This is a genomic window from Lewinellaceae bacterium (genome assembly GCA_020636135.1).
Taxonomy (GTDB): domain Bacteria; phylum Bacteroidota; class Bacteroidia; order Chitinophagales; family Saprospiraceae; genus JAGQXC01.
Map to the genome: position 1 here is coordinate 31,519 of JACJYK010000001.1, position 25,699 is coordinate 57,217.

At 48.2% G+C, this 25,699-nt stretch carries 21 protein-coding genes; 16 read left to right on the forward strand and 5 right to left on the reverse strand.

What is annotated here, in order from left to right:
- Window positions 1–205 precede the first annotated feature (205 nt).
- From H6570_00090 to H6570_00140, 11 genes are all read left to right on the forward strand, one after another.
- The gene (locus H6570_00090; GenBank protein ID MCB9317649.1) at window positions 206–3,367 is read left to right on the forward strand and encodes a glycosyl hydrolase; all 3,162 of its coding nucleotides are present in this window, start codon (window positions 206–208) and stop codon (window positions 3,365–3,367) included.
- Between the two features lie 65 nt (window positions 3,368–3,432).
- Window positions 3,433–4,311 (forward strand): sugar phosphate isomerase/epimerase, encoded by an 879-nt coding sequence (locus H6570_00095; GenBank protein ID MCB9317650.1) that lies wholly within the window; start codon window positions 3,433–3,435, stop codon window positions 4,309–4,311.
- Window positions 4,312–4,398: 87 nt separating this feature from the next.
- Complete coding sequence (locus tag H6570_00100; GenBank protein ID MCB9317651.1) at window positions 4,399–5,442, forward strand: two-component sensor histidine kinase; 1,044 nt, start codon at window positions 4,399–4,401, stop codon at window positions 5,440–5,442.
- A 6-nt stretch (window positions 5,443–5,448) separates the two neighbouring features.
- Complete coding sequence (locus tag H6570_00105) at window positions 5,449–5,820, forward strand: response regulator (protein MCB9317652.1); 372 nt, start codon at window positions 5,449–5,451, stop codon at window positions 5,818–5,820.
- Between the two features lie 2 nt (window positions 5,821–5,822).
- Complete coding sequence (locus tag H6570_00110; GenBank protein MCB9317653.1) at window positions 5,823–6,863, forward strand: response regulator; 1,041 nt, start codon at window positions 5,823–5,825, stop codon at window positions 6,861–6,863.
- A gap of 192 nt (window positions 6,864–7,055) precedes the next feature.
- Window positions 7,056–9,746: a bifunctional acetate--CoA ligase family protein/GNAT family N-acetyltransferase gene (locus tag H6570_00115; GenBank protein ID MCB9317654.1), complete on the forward strand. Its 2,691-nt coding sequence runs from the start codon at window positions 7,056–7,058 to the stop codon at window positions 9,744–9,746.
- A gap of 145 nt (window positions 9,747–9,891) precedes the next feature.
- On the forward strand, window positions 9,892–10,476 hold the full coding sequence (locus H6570_00120) for a hypothetical protein (GenBank protein MCB9317655.1): 585 nt from the start codon (window positions 9,892–9,894) through the stop codon (window positions 10,474–10,476).
- An 82-nt stretch (window positions 10,477–10,558) separates the two neighbouring features.
- On the forward strand, window positions 10,559–11,137 hold the full coding sequence (locus tag H6570_00125) for a DUF502 domain-containing protein (GenBank protein ID MCB9317656.1): 579 nt from the start codon (window positions 10,559–10,561) through the stop codon (window positions 11,135–11,137).
- Between the two features lie 45 nt (window positions 11,138–11,182).
- On the forward strand, window positions 11,183–11,542 hold the full coding sequence (locus H6570_00130; GenBank protein ID MCB9317657.1) for a GIY-YIG nuclease family protein: 360 nt from the start codon (window positions 11,183–11,185) through the stop codon (window positions 11,540–11,542).
- Between the two features lie 127 nt (window positions 11,543–11,669).
- On the forward strand, window positions 11,670–12,182 hold the full coding sequence (locus H6570_00135; protein ID MCB9317658.1) for a gluconate 2-dehydrogenase subunit 3 family protein: 513 nt from the start codon (window positions 11,670–11,672) through the stop codon (window positions 12,180–12,182).
- Between the two features lie 35 nt (window positions 12,183–12,217).
- Window positions 12,218–13,918, forward strand: coding sequence for a GMC family oxidoreductase (locus tag H6570_00140; GenBank protein ID MCB9317659.1), 1,701 nt, complete (start codon window positions 12,218–12,220; stop codon window positions 13,916–13,918).
- A gap of 58 nt (window positions 13,919–13,976) precedes the next feature.
- Here H6570_00140 and H6570_00145 read toward each other — a convergent pair whose 3' ends face one another.
- The 5 genes from H6570_00145 to H6570_00165 form a co-directional block, all read right to left on the reverse strand.
- Entirely contained in the window at window positions 13,977–17,036 is a 3,060-nt protein-coding gene (locus tag H6570_00145; protein ID MCB9317660.1) for a glycoside hydrolase, read from the reverse strand.
- A 235-nt stretch (window positions 17,037–17,271) separates the two neighbouring features.
- Window positions 17,272–17,511 (reverse strand): hypothetical protein, encoded by a 240-nt coding sequence (locus H6570_00150; protein ID MCB9317661.1) that lies wholly within the window; start codon window positions 17,509–17,511, stop codon window positions 17,272–17,274.
- Window positions 17,511–18,518: an FAD binding domain-containing protein gene (locus tag H6570_00155; protein MCB9317662.1), complete on the reverse strand. Its 1,008-nt coding sequence runs from the start codon at window positions 18,516–18,518 to the stop codon at window positions 17,511–17,513. Before H6570_00155 ends, H6570_00150 begins: the two co-directional genes overlap by 1 nt.
- Window positions 18,519–18,528: 10 nt before the next feature.
- Window positions 18,529–20,853, reverse strand: a complete 2,325-nt coding sequence (locus tag H6570_00160) for a xanthine dehydrogenase family protein molybdopterin-binding subunit (GenBank protein ID MCB9317663.1) — start codon at window positions 20,851–20,853, stop codon at window positions 18,529–18,531.
- Between the two features lies 1 nt (window position 20,854).
- Window positions 20,855–21,487 (reverse strand): (2Fe-2S)-binding protein, encoded by a 633-nt coding sequence (locus H6570_00165; GenBank protein MCB9317664.1) that lies wholly within the window; start codon window positions 21,485–21,487, stop codon window positions 20,855–20,857.
- A gap of 155 nt (window positions 21,488–21,642) precedes the next feature.
- Here H6570_00165 and H6570_00170 point away from each other — a divergent pair, with 155 nt between their 5' ends.
- From H6570_00170 to H6570_00190, 5 genes are all read left to right on the forward strand, one after another.
- Window positions 21,643–22,305 (forward strand): epimerase, encoded by a 663-nt coding sequence (locus H6570_00170; GenBank protein MCB9317665.1) that lies wholly within the window; start codon window positions 21,643–21,645, stop codon window positions 22,303–22,305.
- A 207-nt stretch (window positions 22,306–22,512) separates the two neighbouring features.
- Window positions 22,513–23,235 (forward strand): ABC transporter permease, encoded by a 723-nt coding sequence (locus H6570_00175; protein MCB9317666.1) that lies wholly within the window; start codon window positions 22,513–22,515, stop codon window positions 23,233–23,235.
- A 59-nt stretch (window positions 23,236–23,294) separates the two neighbouring features.
- Complete coding sequence (locus H6570_00180) at window positions 23,295–24,023, forward strand: ATP-binding cassette domain-containing protein (GenBank protein ID MCB9317667.1); 729 nt, start codon at window positions 23,295–23,297, stop codon at window positions 24,021–24,023.
- Window positions 24,020–25,042, forward strand: coding sequence for an MCE family protein (locus H6570_00185; GenBank protein ID MCB9317668.1), 1,023 nt, complete (start codon window positions 24,020–24,022; stop codon window positions 25,040–25,042). Before H6570_00180 ends, H6570_00185 begins: the two co-directional genes overlap by 4 nt.
- A 58-nt stretch (window positions 25,043–25,100) precedes the next feature.
- A complete protein-coding gene (locus H6570_00190) occupies window positions 25,101–25,688 on the forward strand; it encodes a hypothetical protein (protein ID MCB9317669.1) in 588 nt (195 codons plus the stop codon).
- Window positions 25,689–25,699 lie beyond the last annotated feature (11 nt).

Here is a 25,699-nt window from a genome sequence, read left to right on the forward strand (position 1 = left end):
ATTCAGGTTCCAAGTGGCGTAGTCACGAAACATTCAGTTGCACCGTACTGGTAGTAAACTTCACCATGGATGGAGATCCATAGGATTAGCGCATAAATGCTAAATAGACTGAGGTTTTCTCCATTGATGTTGATCTCAGGGATGAAAGGGATCAACAGAAACCGTATTTTACAACTTCTTTGATCAAGTGAAATTTTGCTTTCCTATGAAAAAGATGTTGACAGCTTACCTGCTGGTGGGAATCGCTGCTTTAGGCGGTGCCCAGACGATGGATAGTAAAGATGGAAAATCCAGCCTCGAGACCTATTTTAAAACGGTAAAATGGCGCTGCATAGGACCCTTCAGGGGTGGGCGCTCCAACGGTTCCTGTGGAGTACCCGGCGATCCACTTACCTATTATATGGGCACCACCGGGGGAGGTCTCTGGAAGACGGAAGATGCCGGGCAGTTATGGCAAAACATCAGCGATGGTTATTTTAAGACAGCATCCGTCGGTGCAGTGGCGGTAGCACCAAGCAATCCTAATATCGTCTATGTCGGTATGGGTGAGCATGCGGTCCGCGGGGTGATGACCTCTTACGGTGACGGCGTCTATAAATCAATTGATGCCGGTAAGACCTGGCAGCACCTGGGACTGGAGAAAACCGAGCACATTGCCCGGGTGCGGATCCATCCTACCAATCCGGACATCGTTTATGTGGCTGCTCAGGGTCAGTTGCATGGTAGCAATAAAGAACGAGGCGTCTTCAAATCCACCGATGGTGGAAAAACCTGGACCAATGTCCTGTTTGTCAACGATCAAACCGGCTGTGTCGAGTTGTCCATGGATGCCCATAATCCGGAGGTGCTGTATGCGGCCATGTGGGAGCATGAACGGCTGCCCTGGCAGGTGATTTCCGGTGGATCAGGTGATGGACTATATAAATCAACCGATGGTGGAGCCCACTGGGAGAAAATCCAGGAAGGGTTACCCAAAGCATTGGGTAAAATGGCTGTTGCCGTGAGTCCGGCCAATTCCGACCGGGTGTATGCCGTAGTGGAAAGCGATACCGGAGACGATAAAAACGGAGGACTTTTTGTTTCGACGAATGCAGGTAAAAGCTGGTCCCGGGTCAGTGATGACCACCGGCTGACCCAGCGGGCCTGGTATTACATCGAGGTGTTTCCGGACCCACAGGATGAATACACCGTTTATGTGATGAGCGCTCCGGCGTTGCGGTCCATCGATGGAGGAAAGACCTGGGAAACGCTCGGAGGAACACACGGTGACTTCCACGACCTGTGGATCAACCCAGACAATCCCAAAAACATGGTCATCTCCAACGATGGAGGAGCTGCCATCTCCTTCAATCGCGGAGCCTCCTGGTCTACCCAGGATAATATGCCAACCGCCCAATTTTATCGCATCAACACCGACAATTTATTTCCGTACAATATTTACGGTGGACAGCAGGATAATACCAGCGTCAAAATAGCCAGCCGGAATTTTGGCTGGGATGGCATCAATCAGCGCGTCTGGAGTTATTCCGCCGGCGGCGAATCTGCCTTCCTGGCATTCGATCCGGATGACCCCAAAGCCGTAATGGGTGGTAGCTACCTCGGCAGCATTGAAGTGATCTATCCGGATGCCGGCGCCGGTACCAACATCATGGCTGCTCCCATCCAGTATCTGGGCAGGGAGACGAAGGATATGAAATACCGGTTTAACTGGAATGCACCGATTATCTGGTCTCAACATGAGCCAAATACATTTTACCACGGAGCCCAAATGGTGTTAAGGACCAGGGATTTTGGCAAAACCTGGGACGAAGCATCACCTGATCTGACCCGCAATGAAAAGGAAAAGCAAGGCAAGGGAGGGGCACCTTATACCAATGAAGCGGTAGGTGCTGAAAATTACGGGACGCTGAGCTACATCATGGAATCTCCGAAAGAAGCTGGTGTCATCTACACCGGTAGTGACGATGGCATGGTTTACCTGACCCGTGATGGCTGTGCGCATTGGCAAAATGTGACACCGGAGGGATTGAAGGAATGCCTGATCAATGCCATTGAGGTCTCGCCTCACGATCCTGCTACGGCTTACATTGCCACTACGCGCTATAAATTAAATGACCACACGCCGGGCCTTTATAAAACAACCAATTACGGTAAGTCCTGGACCAACATCAGCAGTGGTATTCCTTACGGTGCTTATACCCGGGTGGTGAGGGAAGACCCGGTACGGAAGGATCTATTGTATGCCGGTACCGAAACGGGGATTTACATTTCCTGGAATGGAGGTAAAGATTGGAAGCCACTCCAGTTAAATTTACCGGTCACTCCGATCACCGATCTGAAGATCAGTCACGGGGACCTGATCGCTGCCACGATGGGTCGTTCGTTTTGGATCCTGGATGACATTACCCTGTTTGAACAATATCAGGACCGTGCAGATCAGACCATGGTGTTTCACCCAAGGGATGCCTACTTAACCAATGGTTACAGTCCTTTAAATCAAACTTCAGAAGACTTTACCGGCCTGGACAACCTGGAAGGTATCAATCCGGCTAATGGGGTAGTAGTCTATTATCAGCTACCAGCGGATTCACTGGATGTTTCGCTGGAATTTAAAGACAAAAATGGTAAAACGATCCATGCGTATTCATCTAATGCTAAAGGGTTCAAACCATGGGATGGCGGGCCCAGGCCAGATCCTTCCCCTTCAGCCAATAAAGGATTGAACCGTTTTGTCTGGAACATGCGGTATCCAACAATGCCTGGTGTAAAGGACGTTTATATTGAGTCCAGTTATGCTGGTCACAAGGTTATTCCTGGGTCGTACGAAGTGGTTTTAAATGTTAAAGGGAAGGAATACAAGTCTGATTTTACCATACTGAAAAACCCAAAATACCCGACTGATCAGGCAACGTATGTGACTTACGACAGTGTGATGAATTATATGGAAGGCCAGGTCACGGACATGCATAACATGATCAACAACCTGCATAGCCTTCAGAATCAGCTCTCGACAGCTTTGGGCGACATACCGGACGGCGCAGCGCAAGGTGCGCTTAAAGAGGAAGGCAAAGCACTGATTCAAAAAATAAAAACCTGGGATGAAGCAATGGTGCAACGTAAATCCAAGGCGTACGACGATGTAGATAACTTTGAGAATAAATTCACGGCTAACTATCTTTTTGTACTAAATCATACAGAAAGCGATATTCCGGTGGTGACACAGCCGGATCGCGATCGTATGCACGAACTGGATATGCAATGGATGACACTGAAATCACAGGGAAATGAATTGCTTGAAAAAGATATTCCAGCGTTTAATCAGAAGTTGTGGCAGGCAGGAGTGGGGGCATTGCGCATTGAAAAATAGCTATCTTATAACCTGGATAAATGAAGTATAACCGATTTAAACAATTAAGTAAAATGTCAATTATTATGAAAAAAGGGTCAGGCATATTGTTTGTATTTCTGACTTTATTGGCCTGCAATCCTTCAGCCAACCAACAGGAATCAACGGAGGAGGCGACATCTGCTTCCCCACTGTTCACCGGACCGCTGGGAATTCAAATGTATTCCTATCGCAACTATTATCCAACCGACATGGCCGGAACCCTGGACCGTATCAAAGAACTGGGTTTGACCGAGGTAGAAGGGGATGGCGGCCAGATTGCACCGGCGGAATTCAAAAAGATGTGTGATGAGCGGGGTATCAGCATTCCTGCCACCGGAGCGGACTTTGGAGAACTGGAAAAAGACCCCATGGCTGTCGTTCAGAAAGCCAAAGCTCTTGGATCAAAGTTTGTCATGTGTGCCTGGGTGCCTCACAATGGTGATTTTACACTGGCTGATGCCCAAAAAGCAGTGGAGGTGTTTAATGCATCCGGTAAAGTTTTGCACGATAATGGGTTGACGCTTTGCTATCATGCGCATGGTTATGAATTTCAACCGTATGAAAATGGAACGCTACTGGATTACATCATTCAGAATACCGATCCTCAGTACGTCTCTTTTGAGATGGACATATTCTGGGTTCAGTTTGGTGGCGGTGATCCGGTAGCCTTGATGCAAAAATATGGTGACCGCTGGAAGTTGCTCCACCTCAAAGACATGAAAAAGGGCACCGTAAAAGATTTGTCCGGTGGTACTTCAGAAGAAAACAATGTTGTAATCGGTACCGGTGAATTGGACATGCCCGGAATCATGAAAGAAGCCAAACGTATTGGTGTGGTGCATTATTTCATTGAGGATGAAAGCAGCGAGGTCCTTGAACAGGTGCCTCTCAGCATCACTTATCTCAGAAGCCTGACCGAATGAAGCTCGTCGTCCTGATAAACCACCATTCTGTCTGGTACAATACAAAACTGGCGTTCATCAAATCCTGATTAAGGCATTGAAACACCGATGAATTCAAATCTTACTTCATTATTAAAACAATTCCAAAGCCTTGAAGAGGTGGATCCCGCCCAAAAAGAGGAGATGCTGAGCCTGTTAAAAAAATTGCAAAAAGATGTTGAAATTCTGGAGTTCAAGCTGGATCGTACTGAAAAGGTAAAACAAACGACTGCAGTATTGCTTGAAGAAACAATCGAAGAACTCCAGCGAAAAAGTAAAGCCGTCGAAGATGTAAACCAGGCTCTCCGTAATTCTTTGGACGAGTTAAAAAATACGCAGAATCAGCTTGTCCATTCGGAAAAAATGGCAGCGCTTGGTGAGTTAACTGCAGGGATAGCGCATGAAATTCAGAATCCATTGAATTTTGTCAACAATTTTTCGGAAATCAATCAGGAGCTGGTATCAGAATTAATCGAGTTAATAAACCAACAGGATTGGGATGAGGTTAAATTGGTGGTAAAAGATATTGCCGAAAATGAAGAAAAGATTAAGCATCATGGCAGGCGTGCAGAGAATATTGTTAAATCCATGTTGCAACATTCCCGTAAAAGTACCGGGGTGGCGGAAGTATTTGACCTCAACCAGTTAATTGACGAATATTTCCGGCTGGCTTATCACGGCATGCGAGCTAAAGACAAGTCGTTTCAAGTCCGAATGACCATGAAACTTGACGAATCCCTTCCTTCTATCAATGCCGTTAAACAGGATGTTGGTCGTGTTGTTTTGAATCTGATCACCAATGCCTTCCATGCGATCGCAGAGCGGGTACAACTTGGAGAGGACCATTACGTTCCCTTTGTGGAAGTAAGAACCAAGGATATGGGAGAAGTGATCAGAGTGCAGGTGATCGATAATGGATCCGGAATGACGGATGAGATAAAAGATAAAATTTTTCAACCATTTTATACCACAAAACCGGCTGGGCAGGGTACAGGTCTTGGTCTTTCCATCAGCCATGATATTATTAAGGCACACAGAGGGCAGATCGAAGTGAATAGTCAGGTTGGTCAGGGTACCACATTTACATTTATAATTCCCAAAAACAAAAATTAGTTAATCATGAAAGTCCTGGTAGTTGATGATGAACGTGATGTTCAGGTTTTATTCGAACAGCGATTTCGTAAGGAAATTCGCAATGGTGATTTCCAATTTGTATTTGCATTTTCTGGTGAAGAAGCGTTAACTTATATGAATGAACACGGACACGAAGCAGTCCTTATCCTGTCCGATATCAATATGCCAGGAATAAGTGGTCTTGAATTATTGAGGCAAATCAAACAACAATACAGTGCACCACCACCGGTGGTAATGATGATTACAGCCTATGGAGATGAGGAGAATTACAATACAGCAATGCAATTAGGAGCTGATGATTTTTTGACCAAGCCATTGGATTTTAGTATCCTAAAGGAAAAACTAAAGGAAATCTGAATATGGTTAAGATATTAGTGGTCGACGATGAAGCGGATCTGGAAGTTTTGATCAAACAGAAATTCCGCAAAAAAATACGGGAAAATGCCTATGATTTCGTGTTTGCCATGAATGGCCTGCAAGCCCTGGCTCAATTGGAAGTACACGAAGATATTGATCTTGTTCTAAGCGACATCAACATGCCTGAAATGGATGGCCTCACCTTGCTGTCCAAACTGGCTGAAAAACACAGCTTGTTAAAATCGGTTATTGTTTCAGCTTATGGTGATATGGAAAACATACGCACTGCGATGAATTTGGGTGCCTTCGATTTTGTTACGAAGCCCGTCAATTTCCAGGATCTGGAAGTGACCATTGAAAAGACGATCCGGCATGTCGAACAATTAAAAGAAACCATGCGCGCCATCAAGGAGAACAATATCCTTAAAATGTACGTGGACGAGACGGTACTCAATTTTATGGGTACCAAGGAGTATGAAAAATCACTGCTGGCCAATGAAACAGTGGAGGCGGCGGTGGTATTTATTGACATCTGTAGCTTTACATCGATCAGCGAACACGAGTCTCCCGACCGTGTTGTCAAATTACTAAATAGCTATTTTGACATAATCGTTAAAGAAATCCTTGCCCAAGGTGGGCTCATTGACAAATTTATTGGCGATGCGGTGATGGCCGTATTCAAGGGTGAGTATCACCTGGATCGAGCTATTGACGCCTCTCTTGCTGTTCGGGATAAAATCGAAAAATTACCCATTGAGGCGACAGAAATGAACTTTAAACCCCATGTATCCATTGGGGTCAATGCCGGGGAAATGGTATCGGGTAATATCGGATCTGCCAGCCTGCGGCGACTGGACTATACGGTCATCGGTGACGCTGTCAATACGGCACAGCGACTGCAGTCCGCAGCCAGCCAGGGTCAGATCATCATCAGCGAGCAGTCCTATGAAAAAATTAAGGAGTCCTTCCATTGCGAGCGAATTGGTGAAGCCAAGTTAAAGAACAAGGGAGATCTGGTGGTCATATACCAGGTGATGGAATAAATGATTCCATGAGGGCTCGTATCCTTTGCCGGGAACTTCGGACTGTATAGCGAAGACCGGATGACCCAGGAATCAAAGTAATTACACGTAGAGTTTTAAAAGTACAGATCAGGCCATCTCATGACCTAAATTACTTGATCCTGTGCTGAACGTGCCGTACTTTTGCGCCGAAATCAAACTGCATTACTCAACATGGAAGGAATTTTCAATCCTAAGGCCATTGCTGTCATTGGAGCATCCAATACGCCCGGCAGTGTCGGCCACGCCCTGATCAAAAATTTGATCGGGTCAGGATATTTGGGCACCGTCTACCCCATCAATTTCAAGCATAAGTCGGTCTATGGTGTACGTAGCTATGCCAGTATCAAGGAAACCAGGGATCAGATCGACCTGGCGATCATCGCCACACCTGCTGCTTCGGTACCCGGGTTGGTGGAAGAATGTGGCCAGGCAGGTGTGAAAGGAATCGTCATCATCTCTGCCGGATTTCTCGAAGTGGGTGACAACGGCAAGAAGATGGTAGACAATATTCTGGCTATCGCACGGAAATACAATATTCGCATCATCGGACCCAACTGCCTGGGCTTCATCAAGCCTTCCCTGCACCTGAATGCCAGCTTTGCCAATAAAATGGCACTGCCCGGTAAGATTGCATTCATCAGCCAGAGTGGTGCCTTATGCACGGCTATCCTGGACTGGTCAGTGGAGCAAAATGTGGGATTTAGCCACTTTGTATCGATCGGGTCGATGGTTGATGTGGGATTTCATGATCTGATCGACTATTTTGGCCGTGATCCGCATACGAACAGCATCGTCATATACATGGAGTCGCTGACGCACGCGCGTAAATTCATGAGTGCAGCCCGTGCTTTTGCGCGGACAAAGCCGATCATTGTCCTCAAAGCCGGAAAGAGCTCTGCCGGAGCAAAAGTTGCCTTGAGCCATACAGGTACATTAGCCGGCAACGATCAATCGTTTGCTGCTGCCTTCAAACGGGCCGGGATCATCTCAGTGAATACCATCCAGGAGTTGTTTAATGCAGCCCAGACCCTGTCCATGCAACCTCGTCCGGGTGGCAAAAAATTAGCCATTGTGACCAATGCCGGTGGTCCCGGAGTGCTTGCTACCGACCACCTGATTCAGCTTGGAGGACAGCTTGCAGAACTGGCTGATCATTCCATCGAACAGCTTAATTCAGTACTTCCGGCAGCCTGGAGTCATCGCAACCCGGTGGATGTACTGGGAGATGCCGGTGCTGAACAATACGGGAGGGCTCTGGAAGTATGCCTGCAGGATAAGGATGTCGACGGTGCATTGGTCATTCTTACCCCGCAAGCCATGACCAAGGCGGATGAGATCGCAGACCGGATCGTGGAAGTGGCGAAGAAGACGAAGAAGACTGTCCTGGCATCCTGGATGGGAGAGAGGGATGTAGCGGAAGGCCGCGAAATTCTGGAGGCCGGTCATATCCCTAACTTCCGGATACCGGAGGATGCGGTCAATACTTTCATGAACATGTACAGTTATACCCGTAACATCGAGGAATTGTACGAAACGCCGAAGTCTATACCCGACCGGTTTACACCGGATACCGCATCCAATAAGAAGCTGGTCAAGGAAGTCCTCAAATCAGGCCGGAGTGCCCTGACGGAGCGAGAAGCAAAGACATTCCTGGAGCGCTACCAGATACCCATCACAAAATCCAAAGTGGCCAAAACGGAAGCGGAAGCCGTGAAAACTGCCGAGTCGATCGGGTTTCCCGTTGTCATGAAAATTGTATCGCCGGATATTCTGCACAAAACGAATATCGGGGGAGTACAGCTGAATATCAAGAATAAGCAGGATGTACAGCGTGCTTACAATGAGATTATGGAAGGTGCCAAACGTGCCTTTCCAGACGCTGACATTGAAGGGGTACTGGTAGAGCAGATGGTTCATAAACGTTACGAACTGATCATCGGTTCTAAAAAAGACCCCTTGTTCGGACCGGTAGTCGTCTTCGGTATGGGTGGTGTTGCCGTGGAGGTGTTCAAAGACATCAATGTAGGTTTACCCCCGCTGAATATGGCATTGGCTCAACGGTTGATTGAAGACACGAAGATCTATGAGTTGCTCAAGGGATTTCGCGGTATGCCGGCGGTGGATATCAATGCCATCCAGTTTGTCCTGTACAAATTTGCCTACATGCTGATCGACTTCCCGGAAATCAAGGAAGTAGACATCAACCCGTTTGCCGTTGATGAGCATGGCGGTGTCGTACTGGATGCCAAGATCGTTCTGGATAAAGACTACAAATTTGATCCGAAGAATCCGTACGCACACCTGGTGATATCTCCGTATCCCAAGGAATTGGTGTACGAGTACAAATCGCGTGATGGGAAAGTGTTTAATATCCGTCCCATCGTACCAGAAGATGAGCTGATGGAACGGGAACTCTTTAAGCACATGTCCAAACAGAGCCAGTATTACCGGTTCTTCGGGTACATACCGGATGTGAGCCACGATCTGTTGACCCGGTTTACCCAAATTGACTATGACCGGGAAATTGCACTGGTAGCAGTCCTGGGTGAGGAAGGCAAGGATCAAAAGATTGCCGGTGTGGTGCGGTTGGTTTCCGATGCCAATAATGATCGCGCTGAATTTGCGATTGTCGTGGGTGATCCCTGGCAAGGTTTGGGTCTTGGCAACGAATTGGCAGACCGGATCATGGATATTGCCAAACAGCGCGGCATCCGGGAGGTTTACGCCAATGTATTGAATGCGAACACGATCATGCTGCATATGTTCCGGCGCAGAGGATTCCGTATTGAAACTGTTGACCAGGAATCTTCGCTGGCCTCCTATGCATTTCAGACTGAAGAAATCGAAGAAACAGTCGCTTAACTACGTTAAAAGGTTATCAATCGATAAAAGCCCACCGACACCAAATCCGGGTAGCGGTGGGCTTCTTTTTTAATGCAATTTTGGGTGTATTCATCTTAAGCAGAGGCCGTATATTTGATTGTAATAACCATTACCATCGCCAGCCATGAAAATTTCCCGAAGTGCCGAATTAAGCGAAATGGCTTATGATCTGGGTATGGACTTCGAGGCGAAGCCTTCCTTCCCGGACATAAAATTGCTGAGTGCTTTTAAGCTCTTTAAGTATGGTCACTCCAAAAAGATAACCAACCAATTTCAAAAATCCGATGAGCAGCTGGAAAGCAAAGCACAGATCTTTGATTATCAATACACCATCCAGGCTGGCAATACTCCGGTTACAAAAAAACAAACTGTATTCTTTATTCAGTCGAAACAACTCGAGCTGCCTATTTTTTATTTGAGACCGGAGACCTGGATAGACCGGATAAAGCAATACCTGGGCTGGGAAGATATTGACTTCGTACATTTTCCGGATTTTTCAAAAAAATATTACCTCTCCGGTGAAATGGAAGATATGGTTCGGGACCTCTTTAAAGATGACGTGCTACATTATTTTACATTGCGGGACGGCTGGCATGTCGAAGGAATCGGCTTTTTTTTAATTATTTACCGGGAAGGAAAACTCCTGAATCCGGATTCCATTCGCACCATCAATAAAATAGGTAAAGACGTATTTCAGCTGTTTAAATGAGCAGATTGTTTTCCCCGGTCCGAAGAGTAAAATTCCTGATAAATCTTTCAACCGGCAATTGGTTTCATAACGAAATTGACACATGAAAAAACTGATCAATTATTTTTTCCAGGGCCTGGTCTTTATAGCACCGCTGGCGATTACGGGTTACATCATTTACATGGTATTTGATGTTACGGATCAATTTTCACGCGATTTGATCAGCCGGTTTTTTGATGTACATATTCCCGGGGCTGGTGTATTAACTATGATTTTATTTCTGGTGTTGATCGGCTATTTGGGCCAGACGATCGTAGCACGCCCGTTGATTAATCTGGTGCAGAATTTTATCTCCAGGACTCCTATTTTAAGGGATATTTATTCGGCGTTGAAGGATTTCATTGCCGCATTCGTAGGTAAGGAGCGGAAATTCAACATCCCTGTTCTGGTTTTGGTAAACCCGGTCACTCAACTGGAGAAGCTTGGTTTCCTTACGGAACAGGACCTGAGTGTGCTGGAATTGAAGGATAAAGTGGCCGTCTATTTTCCGCATTCCTATAATTTCTCAGGAGAATTATTCATTGTCCCGAGAGAGCAGGTCAGAGTGCTTGATTTGCCTGCCGGTGAAGTTATGAAGTTTGTGGTTTCAGGTGGAGTGTCCGGTTTATCGAAACACGAGTGAAGACCTGTGGGAGCGCTCCGACAAAAAAATTCGTTACATTGCAGGATGAAGTCACGCAAGGAGCTTAAGCAAGCCTATGCCCAGATGAAGCACCCCATTGGGGTATTCCAGATCAAGAACATCGCGAATGGGAAAATATTTATCGGGAGTTCGGTAAATCTATCGGCGATGTGGAACCGCCTGCGAATGCAATTAAAATCAGGGACCCATACCAATAAAGCCTTGCAGGAAGATTGGGATCATTTGGGCGAAGATCAGTTTTTGTATGAGGTGTTGGAAGAGATACCACAGAATGAAGAGAAGGACTATAGTCGCGATCTCGACGCACTGGAAACCATGTACCTTGAATCCTTGCAGCCATTTAGTCCCCGTGGCTATAATCGACCTCCCCGGCGTGAATCTTAATTTGTCCGAATGGTGTCTTGATCCATATTGATTGTTTGTAAATAGTGAAATAAACCCCAAATGATCATGGATGCAAGGGGACGAATAAAACCATAATTGTCTGTATATTCGGGAAAATACCTGGTTGATGAAACGGAGAAAAGCTTTGCAATTTGTGGCGATAGGTACAGCCAGCATAGCCTTGTGGCCCTCCTGCAAGATGGGCGGGCCAAAAGCAGTAGAAGGGCTGGGGCTAGATGCAGATCAAGAGGCTCTGGTTGATCAGTTTGCAACTGCAATACTTCCGGTAGAGGGGTTACCGGTGGAGACACCAGAAAAAAGGATTGATTTTATTACTACCATGTTGCGTGATTGTACCAGCCCGGATGAGCGCAGCCAATTTAAGAATGGGGTTAATGAACTTCAGGAATATATCCAAAATACTTTTCAGAAACCATTTGATCATTTAAGTGCTTCTGATAAGGAAACGGCATTTTCACATTTGCAAGATGGAGATGGAATTTCCGCAAACCTGAAAGTATTATATTCGAAAACCAGGTCCTGGAGCATTCAGCATTTTACCACATCCTCCTATTTCCTGAATACCTACACGGATTTTCAGTTTGTTCCGGGTCACTTTTATGGTTGTGTTCCCGTATAGCGGAAATAATGCGAAATAAATAATCTTAATTTAACATGGCAGATAATACGGATCATCATTTTGATGCGATCGTCATCGGCGCAGGGATGACAGGTGGATGGGCAGCAAAGGAATTGTGTGAGCAGGGGATAAAAACTTTATTACTGGAGCGGGGCCGTAATGTTGAGCACATCAAAGACTATCCTACCACCAATATGCAGCCATGGGAATTTCCGCACCGGGGAGCTATTCCGTATGAGGTTACACAGGCAAATCCGGTAGTCAGCCGTTGTTATGCATTTCGCGAAGATGCAGCGCATTTTTTTGTAAAAGATACCGAGCACCCTTATATCCAGGACAAGCCATTCGACTGGATCCGTGGTTATCAGGTGGGTGGAAAATCCATCATGTGGGCCAGACAGGTACAGAGATGGAGCAATTTTGATTTTGAAGGACCGGCCCGAGATGGATTTGCGGTCGACTGGCCTATCCGTTATCAGGATCTGGATCCCTGGTATACCCGCGTGGAACAATTTATCGGTGTTTCGGGGAACAAAGATGGTCTGGATGTATTGCCTGACGGTGACTTCCTGCCTCCATTTGAGATGTCCTGTGTGGAGACCCATTTTCAGAATGTGATCGCCAACAATTATCAGGACCGACACCTGATCTACGCTCGTTGTGCGCATATAACCGAAATGCGTGATGTTTTTCGCGAACAGGGAAGAACCCTCTGCCAGGGTCGTAATCTCTGTCAGCGTGGATGCCCTTATGGCGGGTATTTTAATGCCAACTCTACGTTGATACCATGGGCTCAACGAACCGGCAATCTGACCTTGCGTCCTCATTCCGTCGTACATTCCATCATTTATGATGATGCAACCGGTAAAGCGACCGGTGTGCGGGTGGTGGATGCTGAGACTAAAGAAACAACCGAGTATTTTGCCCGGGTGATCTTTGTGACAGCGGCAACCCTGAATTCGAATTTGATCTTATTAAATTCCCAGTCCGAACGGTTTCCGGATGGATTGGGGAATGACAGTGGAGTATTGGGCAAATATGTTGCATTTCACAACTACCGTGCGAGTATCCGGGGCGTTTACGAAGGCCACCAGGACTTCAGGACGGACGGAGGAAGACCTACTTCCGGATATATCCCGCGTTTCCGCAATGTTTACCGGCAGGAAACCGATTTCCTGCGGGGTTATGCCACATCATTTTATTCAGGAAGGGGCCGGGCAATAGATTATAATGGAAACGGACAGGGTCTACGGGATAATCTGACCCGCCAGGCTGGTTATGGTCCCTGGTATGTTAGTGCCGGAATGATGGGAGAGACGATACCCAAAGAAACGAATAAGGTGACCCTTGACGCTATTGAAAAGGACCCTTGGGGCATCCCACAACTACGCATCGATATCGCGCATGATGACAACGATGAGAAAATGATTGCCGACTTCTTCGAGCAATTCACTGAGATGTTTGGCAAGGCAGGTTTTGACTCCATCGTTACCCGGGATACCAAGCAGGCTCCGGGTCTGGATATCCACGAAATGGGTGGTGTGCGGATGGGGCGTGACCCTGAAACATCCATGTTGAATGAATGGAATCAGCTGCACAAATGCCCTAATGTTTTCGTGACCGACGGTTCCTGCATGACGTCCGTATCCACGCAAAACCCTTCATTGACCTTCATGGCACTGACGGCACGAGCTGCCAACCATGCGATCAAGTTGTTGAAGGACAATGCAATCTGAACAGGATATAACACCGGCATAGGTTCCTTCCTGTGATGCGTCAATCACTGGAACCTGTTCAGCCTTTGGCCTGATCGTAACGCTTCTTCAACAAGGCCAACGTTTCTTCCAGTTGATCCACAGCCATTAAAACGGATTGGCTTGGCCGGGCATCCATGGATTGCATCACTGCCAATAGATACAAGCATTTGTTTTGGAATCCGACCAGGTCTTCCTTCTCCGGGTCTCCGGCAAAAGCGCCGCCATATACAAAATCCTGATCGTCGGGCTCTCCTCTGCCGCGCAATGCCATCACGGTTTCCTTTTGAGCGGAAGATGGATTCCTGGTAAGCCAATCGTCCAGGCTTTGAGCCATTTGGTGTGCTTCCGCCTGGTATTGATAGCATCGCATTGAATAATCGGACTGATACCGGATGTCGGCTTCGGGAACTTTTACCCTTGGGTCAAGGGAAACATTGATCATTTGCTCCATCGCTTTACCATCCACCGTAAGCCTCACCGTATAATCACCGGGAGCTGCCCATGGCCCCGGAGGACTGCTGGGAGTGTTATGATAGACAGCGGATATCGTATAACCTCTTTCCACACCTGCCGGTGGATTATGGTGAATATCCCATACGAAGCGGTGCTCCCCGGCAGTGGTGCCCAACGATTGTGATGGCCGGATCCAGTAGGTCGGGAAAGGTAACCTCGTAGAGTCCAGTTGTTCAGGGATATCCCGGCTGGAATAGGTGCGAACTGTATTTCCATTCAGATCGAGGATATCCAGCGTGACTACACTGGCAGCGCTGCTTAAATAATAATCGATGATCGCTCCGTCAGGTGGATTTTGACCGGTCGGCTCTTCCGGCGGCAGTGGTGTATCGGAAAAAACATTGTCGCGGACGCGTAACGCAGGAGCTGGTTTATACAAATAGCTGGTATTGCTGTTGTGATTGGTCAGTTGACGGAGTGGGCTGACGTCGTCCAGCACCCAAATGGATCTTCCATGGGTACCGATGACCAGGTCGCGGTCATGTACTACCAGATCCCGAATGGAGCTGGAAGGCAGGTTCTGTTGCAGGGATTGCCAGTGGTCACCATCATCGATAGAAAAATAGACGGTACGTTCACTGCCCGCATACAGTAATCCGGGTTGAACCGGATCTTCGCGAACCACATTTACCGGGCCCATAGCCGGCATGCCGGAAGTTATTTCTTTCCAGGTCTTCCCGCCATCGTGGGTGCGGTAAATATGAGGTTTCATGTCATCTTTACGAATGGCGTTTACAGCTATATATGCGGTGTTTGCATCAAAGTGGCTGGCATCGATCTGAGCAATTTTATCCCAGGAACTCAATGCAGGCGGCGTGACATCCTGCCAATGTGCTCCTCCATCACGGGTCACGTGTACCAGGCCGTCATCGGTTCCGGCCCAGATGGTTGCAACATCCACGGGGGAAGGGCCTACAGCATAGATCACCCCACGGCGGCGCATGTCCTGCAGATCGGGTGTCCTAAAGTCGCCGATGCTTTCCGGCACCTCCGGTCGCTCGCGGCTGAGGTCCGGGCTGATGATTTCCCAGTCATCGCCCCCGGAAGTTGTCTTCCACAATACATTGGTTGCAAAAAGCAACATGCGGGGATCCGCCGGATGGAATAATAAGGGCATGGTACGCAGGGTGCGGTACTTACCGGATCGCAGCGCTTCCGGGCCGACCCATTGGGACTGTCCGGTCTTTTTGTTGAATTTTATAACCCGGCCTCCATAGATGAGTTCCGGATGCAATGGATCAGCAGCCACGTAGGCATATTCATCGGAGCCTACACCCATAAAATCACGGAATGACAGTTGTCCTCCGTTACCTCTGCTGGCTACTCCGATAGCGCCACTTTCCTGCTGGCCACCATAGATCCAGTAGGGGAATTGGTTGTCGGTGGCCACATGATATAATTGAGCAGTAGGCTGGTTGTACCAGGAACTCCACGTGCGACCACCGTTAACGGTGATGGTAGCACCCTGGTCAGCCGCAAAAAGCATGATTTCGGGATGGATCGGGTTGATCCAGATGCGGTGATAATCGTCGCCTCCGGGGGCACCCTTGAATGAAGACCAGGTTTTGCCACCGTCGGTAGACCGGTATGATGCCACATTGGCGATGTAAAGGGTATTGGGTTGTTGTGGATGAATTTTTATCTCGGCGAAATCACTGCCTCGTCCCCACAGGCGCCGGTCATTGGTGACAAACGCCCACGTATCGCCGCCGTCCATGCTTTTATATACTCCGCCTTTCTCACGGGAATCTACCGTGGCATACAAAATTTTCGGGTTGCTGTGGCTGATGGCTACGCCAATGCGACCCAATCCTTCGTCCGCGCCAGGTAATCCTTTACCCACGGGCTTCCAGGATGAGCCGCCATCGGTAGAGCGGTACAACCCACTGGCCTTCCCGGAAAAGCCTGCATTTTCCCAGGGACCTTCGCGATGCTCCCACAGGGATGCATACAGACGTTTTGGGTTTTTCGGATCAAATTCGACCTGGATGGCGCCGGTGTTTTGGTTGATATACAAGACCTTCTCCCAGGATTTACCACCATCCAGCGTGCGGAAAATACCTCGCTCTTCATTTGGACCGTAAGGGTGGCCCAATCCAGCAACAAATACGATATCGGGATTGGTGGGATTGACTATGATCCGGCCCACCTGCTGAATGTCACCAAGGCCTATGTGCTGCCAGTGCTTTCCTCCGTCGGTTGACTTGAAGATGCCGTCACCGACACTCAAATCCGGACGGTGCAAGCCTTCACCTGTTCCCACGTAGAGAATATCCGGATTTTTGGGATAAACTGCCAGGTCTCCTACGGATCCGGTCGCTTCCTGATCAAAAATGGGCTGCCAGGTACGTCCGTAATCATCGGTCTTCCAGACTCCCCCATTGTTAACCCCAATGAAGAATAAGTTCGGTTGAGATTCAACACCTACAGCTCCGACGGTCCTGCCTGCCCGGAATGGCCCGATCAAACGGTATTTAAGACCCTGATATGCCGCCTCGGGCACTGCCTGTGCAAAGGCCGTTATGGTATTTATCGTCAGCCACAGGAAAACGAGACCCGAAGGACGAACGAAACATTTTATCATGTCTCTCAGGTGGGTAAAGGGAGTCATTGAAGATCTCATAAAGCAATAAAATTGATTTGGAGTTGTAAGTTACGCAACGGTATTAACCTGCAAGTTGAAGAGCCCGATTTATTTGGAATAGTGGATTGAGTAGTTCGAATTGAGTTGTCAGTATTGAGTAGCCTGTCTCGTCCTGGAAATAGTTGACAGATTAAGAAATGGAAGAGGTGGCGGTAATATCCCATCACCTCTTTATTTATTGTTCCATTTTTTCTTCACCGGGTATCCGGGGCGGTTGATAACATGAACGGCCGGGCAGACATTTGTGCGGAGCGATCAGATCGTTATCGGGGCCAATACCCCCATGGCCTTTCACGCACCAGAAGATGGTGTTGGAATCATCGATCAAATACCATGGATGTTCTCCACCTTCCATCATGCCATACGGATTCTTGGCCCTCAAATGTCTGCAAAAAACTGGATTCTCCGGAGTCATCAACTGGCATTCAAAATGGCTTCCTGTATGATGTTAATGAATAAAGGCACCTTATATCCGTTTTTCGCCAGAGGCCGGGCGCGTTCCATGGCCAGTGTAGCTGCTTCCAGAGCTACTTCACTGGTGATCTGGTTGCCGGCGAGAGCGCCTTCAGCACGCATGGACCGCAGTGGTACAGGCGATGCGGCCCCCAGTGCGATAGCAGCGCGTTTACAGGTTTTGCCATTCATTTCCAGGACGATAGCTACGTCTGCGATGGACCAATCGTGAGATTCCCGGGCTCCCTGTTTGATGTAGGCAGCTATGGTTCCTGAAGCCGGTTTGGCCAGACGGACATGCGTGATGAGTTCATCGGCTTCCAGGATGGTCTCCCGTAACGGGTCCTCTCCCGGGGCTACAAAAAAGTCCGCTATCGGTATTTCTTTGGTTTCCTTTTTGCTGTTGACGATCACCACCCGGGCGTCATAGGCCATCAAAGCCGTCGAGACGGATGAAGCATGGACGCTTACACAGGAACCGTTATTCAGGATGGCGTGATTTTCATTTTCGCCATTTTTAGCAAAGCAGCGATCACCTCCTTTACGGAAACAGGGATGGTCGTAGGAGCGAAAATACCAGCAGCGTGTACGCTGGGCGATATTTCCTCCTAGCGTTGCCATATTCCGCAGTTGGGGAGTTGCTGCCTCACCTGCAGCTTGTGCCAAAGCGATATAGTGCTTGCGAATATCCTCATTTGCTGCTATCTCCGCCAGGGTGCTGTTGGCGCCTACCCGGAGACCATCGTTGTTGGAGAACTCGATTTTGTCCAGGTCTGGTAACTCCCGGATATTGATGATGGTGCGGGGTTGAAGCAATCCTTCCTTCATCAGGTCGAGGAGATCTGTACCTCCAGCCTTGAGGATCGCAGCCTTCTCGGTCTGACGATAGATCTCATTGGATGCAGTTGAGTTGACCTGGGTCAGGGCATCTTCAATGGACTTAGCGTTATACCAACTGAAGTTGTTCATAGTTGACGATTTATTGGTCTAGGTGGTTCAATGCTTTTAATATCCTCGCCGGCGTGATGGGGATCTCGTACATGCGCATCCCGATGGCATTATAGACCGCGTTTGCTACAGCTGCGGCGGTTGCAATGTTCGCAGGCTCTCCGATACCATAGGCATCGGTCGATGAAAGCGCGGGATATTCCTCCACGATAATCGGTTCAATGGCCGGGATCTCCATGGAGTAGGCGATCTGATAGCGATCCACATCCGGATTCATCATATGGCCGGTTGCCTCATCCATCACGCGGTCCTCATAGAGGGCATATGAAACGCCCTGGATGATACCACCGTTGATCTGGCTTTCGATTTGTGTCAGATTGATTGGCCGGCCGCAGCTGTGCGCAGCGACAATCCGGTCCACCTTAACCATTCCGGTATCGGTATTCACCGTTACTTCAGCAAACTGGACGGACCCCAGGTGGCCGTGTGCCAAACCCCAGGGTTGCGCAAAGCCACCGTAATCATCCGAGCGGCTGGCGCTGGCCGTAATCTGGCCGGTACGCATTTGCTTCAAAGCCTCTTTGAGAGAAACTTTTTTCGACGAGTCATCCCGGTGAAGGACCATTCCTTCTTTCGCTACCAGTTTCGAAGGATCGGTTTGCCATTGCTGAGCGATTTGCTTAAACAGCTCCATTTTAGCCTTGTATGCGGCATTGCGTGTCGGAGGGGTGATGGATCCGGTGACTTTACTACCTCCTGAACCAGGAGCATCCGGGAAAATGGTATCACCGATGCGAACAATGATATCCGATGTTTTCAAACCAAACTCCTCTGCGACTATCTGCGCCATGATGGTTTTGGTCCCGGTGCCGATATCCTGCACTCCTGAACGTACTTCAACCGCTCCATCGCGATAGATCTTCACCTCTACAGTAGCATCCAAATCAACAAAGCGCGGCCAAGTCGATTGTGCTACACCCAGGCCTTTGCGAATCGTGCCGGTGGAAGCTCCGGCCGGTTTCCAGCGGGACCAGTCGAATTGTTTGGCTCCGCGCTGACGCAATACTTTCCGGACCTCACTTTTGTCGATGGTGTCCCTTAAGGACAATGGGTTAAGGTTCAGTTTTTCAGCCAGCTCGTCCATGGCTTGTTCGACGCCAAATGCACCCTGGACATTACCGGGGGCCCTCCAGGCAGCTCCTGGACCGGCAAAGGTGAGTACATCGTATTGCTCGGTAGCAAAATTCGGGCATTCATACAGGATCTGTGCAACGCGGCCAACGCCGGCACCCAGTGCTACCCCTGCCGTTCCGTAGGACCGTTGCTGAATGGCGGTCAGGGTGCCATCTTTTTTAGCTCCGATTTTCAGGTAATGGATGGAATTGGGGCGGTTACCGGCCATGAGGTGTTCTTCTTTTCGCTCCAGCATCAGCCAGACCGGCCGGCTTGTTTTTTGGGACAGGATGGCCGCGATGGGGCCATAGGGACTGGTGCTGTGTTTTGCACCAAATCCGCCACCCATAAATTCACAGATGACCCGGACCCTGCTTTTCGGCAGGTCAAAATAATCAGCCAGTTCATCGCGTACGTCTTTGGTGCTTTGGGTGGATGCATAGACGGTCATTCCTTCCGGCTTCCAGTCGATCACCACTCCATGCGTTTCCAACGGTACGTGGGTTTGTACCTGGGTGCGATACGTTTGTTCGACGATGACATCTGCCTGTGAAAATCCGGTATCCAGATCTCCACGTGGTCCGCCAAAAAAACTGGAAGTGGAAGGTCCCCGCAGGTTTCCTTCCCCCATACTTCCGTCGTGAACCACCCCGACATCACCTCCGTCTGCCTGTCTTGCAATTGGGGCGTCAAAAACCAGCGGTGATTCAGGCTTCATTGCTTTCTCCACATCGATGACGAAGGGTTTTTCCAGATAATCCACCAGTATCAATCGTGCAGCCTGACGGGCGATATCCAGCGTATCGGCTGCCACGGCAGCTACTGGCTGGCCTACGTATTTTACGTCGGGATAGGAATTGTCTTCATTACGGATGATGTGCACAGCGTGTACGCCGGGCATTTTTTCTGCGTTCTGTGCGTCGATATTACGGATAGAAGCATGAGGCACTTTGGCCGTTAGTATCTTAGCATACAGCATACCCGGCAGCCGGATGTCTGAAGTGTATTTTGCTTCACCAGTGACTTTGGCGCGGGCATCTACACGGATTCTGCGTTTGCCCACTTCCTGCAATTGATCATTGACCGGCCATGCTGGCGGTTCGTCAGCAGGAATCTCACGTTCGATTTCGGTGAGATTATGATCCGGGATACCGTAGGGGAATTTTTCTTTTCTGGTGTCCATATCATTTCATTTTATCCGCTGCGGCCAGCGTGGCTTTAAAAACATGAGGATAAGTGCCACAACGGCAGAGATTGCCGCGGGTGGCTTTTTTAACATCCTCCAGCGTTGGATTTGGGTTTTCCTTCAATAAGTGGGCACAGGTCATGATCATACCGGGTGTGCAGTAACCGCACTGACTTGCATCGTGCTCAATGAATGCCTCCTGAACCGGATGCAAAACACTGCCCGGAGCCAGGCCTTCTATCGTGGTCACTTTGCGGTCCCCTACATCTATAGCCAGCGTCATACACGAATTGACCGGTTTTCCGTCAAGCCATACCGTACAGGCTGAGCAGGAGCCGCGATCACATACCACTTTCGTTCCGGTCAGTCCGGCATGGTCCCGCAGTGCGGAAGCCAGGGTCGTACGGGGCTCGATGGTTAAGTGTTCCATCTGACCATTGATTTGCATCTGAACCGTGACGGCATCCGGGCCCATAAAGGCACCGGTCTCGGAGGCTGAATGAAATTCTGCGGCTAATAATCCGGTATTCAGCAATACCGAACCCGCGGTCGTTATACCCGCCCCGCGCAGGAATTTGCGACGGGTAAAACCATTGGAATCGGGCTTCTTGGAATCTTCTTTCATCTGCATAAATTATTACCACATGAGAACAGTTAAATTACTAAAAAAAACAAGAAAAGTAAATGGTTATAGCCATGAAGAAACCCTATTAAGAATGGTTCTAAAATGATATTTTTCGCGATCTTTTATCTTCATTAATTATTCCTGAAATTCAAGAAAAACGCATGGCATTACGGGTATTCATCACCGGAAGTACAGGGATGATCGGCCAGTCAGTTCTGCGGGAATGTCTGGCAAGTCAGGACATTGAACGCGTGCTGGTCATCAACCGGCGACCGTTGGGGATTTTCCATCCGAAACTGGAAGAGGTGATCCACAATGATCCTGGGAATATCGAGGTTTTATTACCCAGATTGAATGGTTTTGATGCCTGTTATTATTGCCTTGGCGTTTCTTCGGCCGGTATGAAGGAGGAAGCCTATTCCCGCATTACCTATGATTATACCATCCACTGTGCCGGCGTTTGCCTGAAAGCTAACCCCAACATGGTATTTTGTTATGTATCCGGTGCCGGTACCGATCGAACCGAAAAGGGACGAACGATGTGGGCACTCGTAAAAGGTCGCACAGAAAATGCCCTGCTGGCGATGCCATTTCATGCCGTTTACCTGTTCCGCCCCGGGTATGTCCAGCCGATGAAAGGCATAAAGTCCCGGACACCCCTGTACAATGCCTTATACGCCATCTTCAAACCCTTGTATCCGCTTCTGAAGCACCTGCCCCGGTGGGTTACCAGTACCGAGCAAATCGGCAAAGCCATGATCCGGGTTACCCTGGATGGGTACAACCGCCCGGTGTTGGAAAGCCGCGATATTAACGCTGTTTGATAGGATCCTCTTTAAGCCATTATCGTTTGGCAGGTATAGCATGTGATCATACCTGAATGCGATCTACATCATCGACATCCATGATTCAATAGGCTACTATTAGCAAAAGGATAGTAGTCTGTGAACCAAAACACGAAATATCAGGAGAATCAAGGATGGCATTTCATTTACCTCAAAGTGGTACAATTCTTCGAGGAAATAGGTGAGATGGCTTTGTTTACAGGCAGGTTTTTCCGCACCTTTTGGCAGCCGCCATTTGAATGGCGTGAGTTCCTGAACCAATCCTATAATCTGGGTAACAAGTCCTTATTCCTGGTTTCGCTCACTGGATTTATCATGGGATTGGTGCTGGACTTACAGTCGCGTCCCACCATGATCGAATTCGGAGCTGTATCCTGGATGCCTTCCATGGTAGGTATTACCATTGTCCGGGAAATGGGCCCTATGGTTACAGCATTGATCTGTGCGGGTAAGATCGGTTCCAGCATTGGTGCCGAGCTGGGTTCGATGCGGGTGACGGAACAGATTGATGCCATGGAAGTCTCCGGTACCAACCCTTTCAAGTATCTGGTGGTAACGCGGGTGCTTGCTGCAACCTTGATGGTGCCACTGCTGGTCATTGTAGGGGATGCCTGTTCGCTGGGCGGTTCATTTTTGGTGGAACATCTGAAAGGAAATGTGTCCTTTCATTTGTATTTCAACCAGGTATTCGAAGGGCTGGAGATGGGTGATATTGTACCCTCAACCATCAAAACATTCTTCTTCGGTGCGGCCATTGGTGTGGTAGGTTGTTACAAGGGATATACCTCCAGGAAGGGGACAGCCGGCGTAGGTAAAGCTTCCAATTCTGCGGTGGTGGTCGCTTCTGTATTGGTGTTTGTGCTGGACTTTATCGCCGTTTTGATTGCTGACTTATTTTACGAGTTGTGATGAATGCATTGGCAGATGTACCGGGTCAAACATTTGATCAGCATACAGGTCCTCCCGGCATGTTGCTGGAAGTCGATGATGTCTGCAAATCATTCGGGGCGTTAAAGGTGCTGGATGGCTTCTCCATGCAGCTCTTTTCCGGAGAAAATGTGGCCATTGTAGGCAAGTCCGGCTCCGGCAAGTCGGTTTTGTTGAAATGCATCATCGGATTGCTTCCTTACGACAGTGGTGACATCCGGGTCCTGGGTTACGATGTATCCCAGCTCAATCAAAGGCAACTGGACGGACTACGCACAGAAGTCGGTTTTTTATTTCAGGGAAGCGCTCTGTATGACTCCATGACCGTACGGGAAAATCTGCAATTTCCTCTCCGTCGCCATCGCAAAAAAATGAAGGACGTGGTTGAGGAAGATTTGATTCGCGAGACCCTGGCCAGCGTAGGCCTTGAACACACGGTGGATTTATTGCCGGAAGAACTTTCCGGAGGCATGCAACGCCGTATTGCGCTGGCCAGGACTTTAATCCTCCGGCCCCAGATCATCCTGTATGATGAACCGACGACAGGTCTGGACCCGATCACCTCGCGGGAGATCATTGAGCTTATTCTGGAAGTACAGAAGCAATACGGCGCTGCCTCAATGATCATCACGCATGATATGCAATGTGTCCGGTTGGCATCAGACCGCTTGATCATCCTGCACGAGGGAAAGAACTATGCGACCGGAACCTATGAAGAACTGAAAGGAAAAAATGATCCGATAATTCAAGCATTTTTGGGAACATCATGAAAACAGAAAATAAGCATGTAGCCCGGCTCGGGTTTTTTGTCATTATTTCCGTGGCTTTATTTGTACTTGGATTTTATCTGGTTGGCAACAATCAGAATATGTTTGGAAAGACATTTTTAATTTCCACTGATTTCCATAATGTCAACGGATTAAAGAAAGGAAATTTGGTACGCTTTAATGGCATCGATGTCGGATCCATATCAGAAATTGATATTCTTAATGATTCAACATTAAAAGTCATTATGCGCATAGAAAAAAAAGTGCAGCCATTTATTAAAAAGGATGCCACGGCAAGCATTGGGTCCGAAGGTCTGGTCGGAAATGTATTGGTAAATATATCCCCCGGTGTAAGTGGACTTGCCATTGAAGATGGCGATGTCATTCAAGCCTACAGCAGGGTAGATACCGAAGCACTCTTAAGCTCACTGGGAAATACCAATGAAAATATTGCAATCATATCGAAGAATTTACTCGACATCACTGAGAAGATGAATTCTGGCCAGGGAATTATTGCGAATTTATTGGATAATGAAACCATGAGTGCAGATCTTGCCGCCACCCTGCATCACTTGCGACAAACTGTGTTGATCCTGGAGTCCTCCACAGAGCAAATCAATGATCTTTTTGCTACCATAAATACGGGGCATGGGATGGCAGGTCAGCTCTTGAAAGACACGGTGTTGGTGCCAAATCTGGTCCGGTCATCGGAAAGACTGGACACGGCGATGATCGGATTAAACCAGCTTCTTGACAAGACGGATCCTATCCTGTCCAATTTGTTGTCCACCAGTAAAAAGCTGAACGATGCATCTGCCCATATGGATGACCTGATCCAGTCCGTTGATCGTGGTGAAGGCACAGTTTCTGCCTTGTTGCATGACGACCAGTTGCGCGAAGATTTGAAACAAACCATGTCCAATTTAAACGAGGGGACCAAGCGCTTCAGTGAGGATATGGAAGCGCTGAAGCGTAATGTATTTTTCCGTAAGTATTTTAAGGAACAGAGCAAAAAAAATTAAATAGGTAAGCACAAACTATAGTATAAACTTGACTAACTTTCAGTATAAATAGCTGCCTATGTTAAAATTGTTAGTTCTCCTGGTCACAATCCTTTCGGCACTACCTGTGACAGCACAATACGATTATTCCCATCCTGATTTCATCCCCAAAATGGATCAACATTTTCCCGGTGGAGACAGTGCATTTTTGGATTTAGTCTATCATAATATTCAGTATCCGCCGGAGGCTCGACAGAGAGGCACGATGGCCACCCTTTTGGTTTCACTTTACATCAATGCAAAGGGAGGTCTGGACAGTTTGAAATTCCTGAATCCGGTTCCTATTGGTGATGGCATTGAAGAGGAAGTATTGCGAATCCTCAAATTAACCCATAAGCGCTGGATTAACTGCGGTGATGGTTTTCATTTTGATTGCTCGTTTGTATTTAAATTTGAAAGTGAGGAGTTATTGCATGGTGATATAAGCATTATAGCCTTTGCAGTAAATGCAAAATTGCCAAGGACAGATCTGATAAAATCGTTTGATAAATTGCTGAAAAGAGGAAATAAGTCCAACGAGGTCAAAGAGATGGTGACCTTACTAATAAAAATGTATCCTGACAATCAGCAATACCTGGAACTATACCGCCAGCTTGAAATTCATTGATGGGATAAAGG

What these genes read in the sequence shown, in the direction of transcription:
- H6570_00090 (MCB9317649.1), top strand. Translation starts at nt 206, where the DNA reads ATGAAAAAGATGTTGACAGCTTACCTGCTGGTGGGAATCGCTGCTTTA.
- H6570_00095 (MCB9317650.1), top strand. Translation starts at nt 3,433, where the DNA reads ATGAAAAAAGGGTCAGGCATATTGTTTGTATTTCTGACTTTATTGGCC.
- H6570_00100 (MCB9317651.1), top strand. Translation starts at nt 4,399, where the DNA reads ATGAATTCAAATCTTACTTCATTATTAAAACAATTCCAAAGCCTTGAA.
- H6570_00105 (MCB9317652.1), top strand. Translation starts at nt 5,449, where the DNA reads ATGAAAGTCCTGGTAGTTGATGATGAACGTGATGTTCAGGTTTTATTC.
- H6570_00110 (MCB9317653.1), top strand. Translation starts at nt 5,823, where the DNA reads ATGGTTAAGATATTAGTGGTCGACGATGAAGCGGATCTGGAAGTTTTG.
- H6570_00115 (MCB9317654.1), top strand. Translation starts at nt 7,056, where the DNA reads ATGGAAGGAATTTTCAATCCTAAGGCCATTGCTGTCATTGGAGCATCC.
- H6570_00120 (MCB9317655.1), top strand. Translation starts at nt 9,892, where the DNA reads ATGAAAATTTCCCGAAGTGCCGAATTAAGCGAAATGGCTTATGATCTG.
- H6570_00125 (MCB9317656.1), top strand. Translation starts at nt 10,559, where the DNA reads ATGAAAAAACTGATCAATTATTTTTTCCAGGGCCTGGTCTTTATAGCA.
- H6570_00130 (MCB9317657.1), top strand. Translation starts at nt 11,183, where the DNA reads ATGAAGTCACGCAAGGAGCTTAAGCAAGCCTATGCCCAGATGAAGCAC.
- H6570_00135 (MCB9317658.1), top strand. Translation starts at nt 11,670, where the DNA reads ATGAAACGGAGAAAAGCTTTGCAATTTGTGGCGATAGGTACAGCCAGC.
- H6570_00140 (MCB9317659.1), top strand. Translation starts at nt 12,218, where the DNA reads ATGGCAGATAATACGGATCATCATTTTGATGCGATCGTCATCGGCGCA.
- H6570_00145 (MCB9317660.1), bottom strand. Translation starts at nt 17,036, where the DNA reads ATGATAAAATGTTTCGTTCGTCCTTCGGGTCTCGTTTTCCTGTGGCTG.
- H6570_00150 (MCB9317661.1), bottom strand. Translation starts at nt 17,511, where the DNA reads ATGACTCCGGAGAATCCAGTTTTTTGCAGACATTTGAGGGCCAAGAAT.
- H6570_00155 (MCB9317662.1), bottom strand. Translation starts at nt 18,518, where the DNA reads ATGAACAACTTCAGTTGGTATAACGCTAAGTCCATTGAAGATGCCCTG.
- H6570_00160 (MCB9317663.1), bottom strand. Translation starts at nt 20,853, where the DNA reads ATGGACACCAGAAAAGAAAAATTCCCCTACGGTATCCCGGATCATAAT.
- H6570_00165 (MCB9317664.1), bottom strand. Translation starts at nt 21,487, where the DNA reads ATGCAGATGAAAGAAGATTCCAAGAAGCCCGATTCCAATGGTTTTACC.
- H6570_00170 (MCB9317665.1), top strand. Translation starts at nt 21,643, where the DNA reads ATGGCATTACGGGTATTCATCACCGGAAGTACAGGGATGATCGGCCAG.
- H6570_00175 (MCB9317666.1), top strand. Translation starts at nt 22,513, where the DNA reads ATGGCTTTGTTTACAGGCAGGTTTTTCCGCACCTTTTGGCAGCCGCCA.
- H6570_00180 (MCB9317667.1), top strand. Translation starts at nt 23,295, where the DNA reads ATGTTGCTGGAAGTCGATGATGTCTGCAAATCATTCGGGGCGTTAAAG.
- H6570_00185 (MCB9317668.1), top strand. Translation starts at nt 24,020, where the DNA reads ATGAAAACAGAAAATAAGCATGTAGCCCGGCTCGGGTTTTTTGTCATT.
- H6570_00190 (MCB9317669.1), top strand. Translation starts at nt 25,101, where the DNA reads ATGTTAAAATTGTTAGTTCTCCTGGTCACAATCCTTTCGGCACTACCT.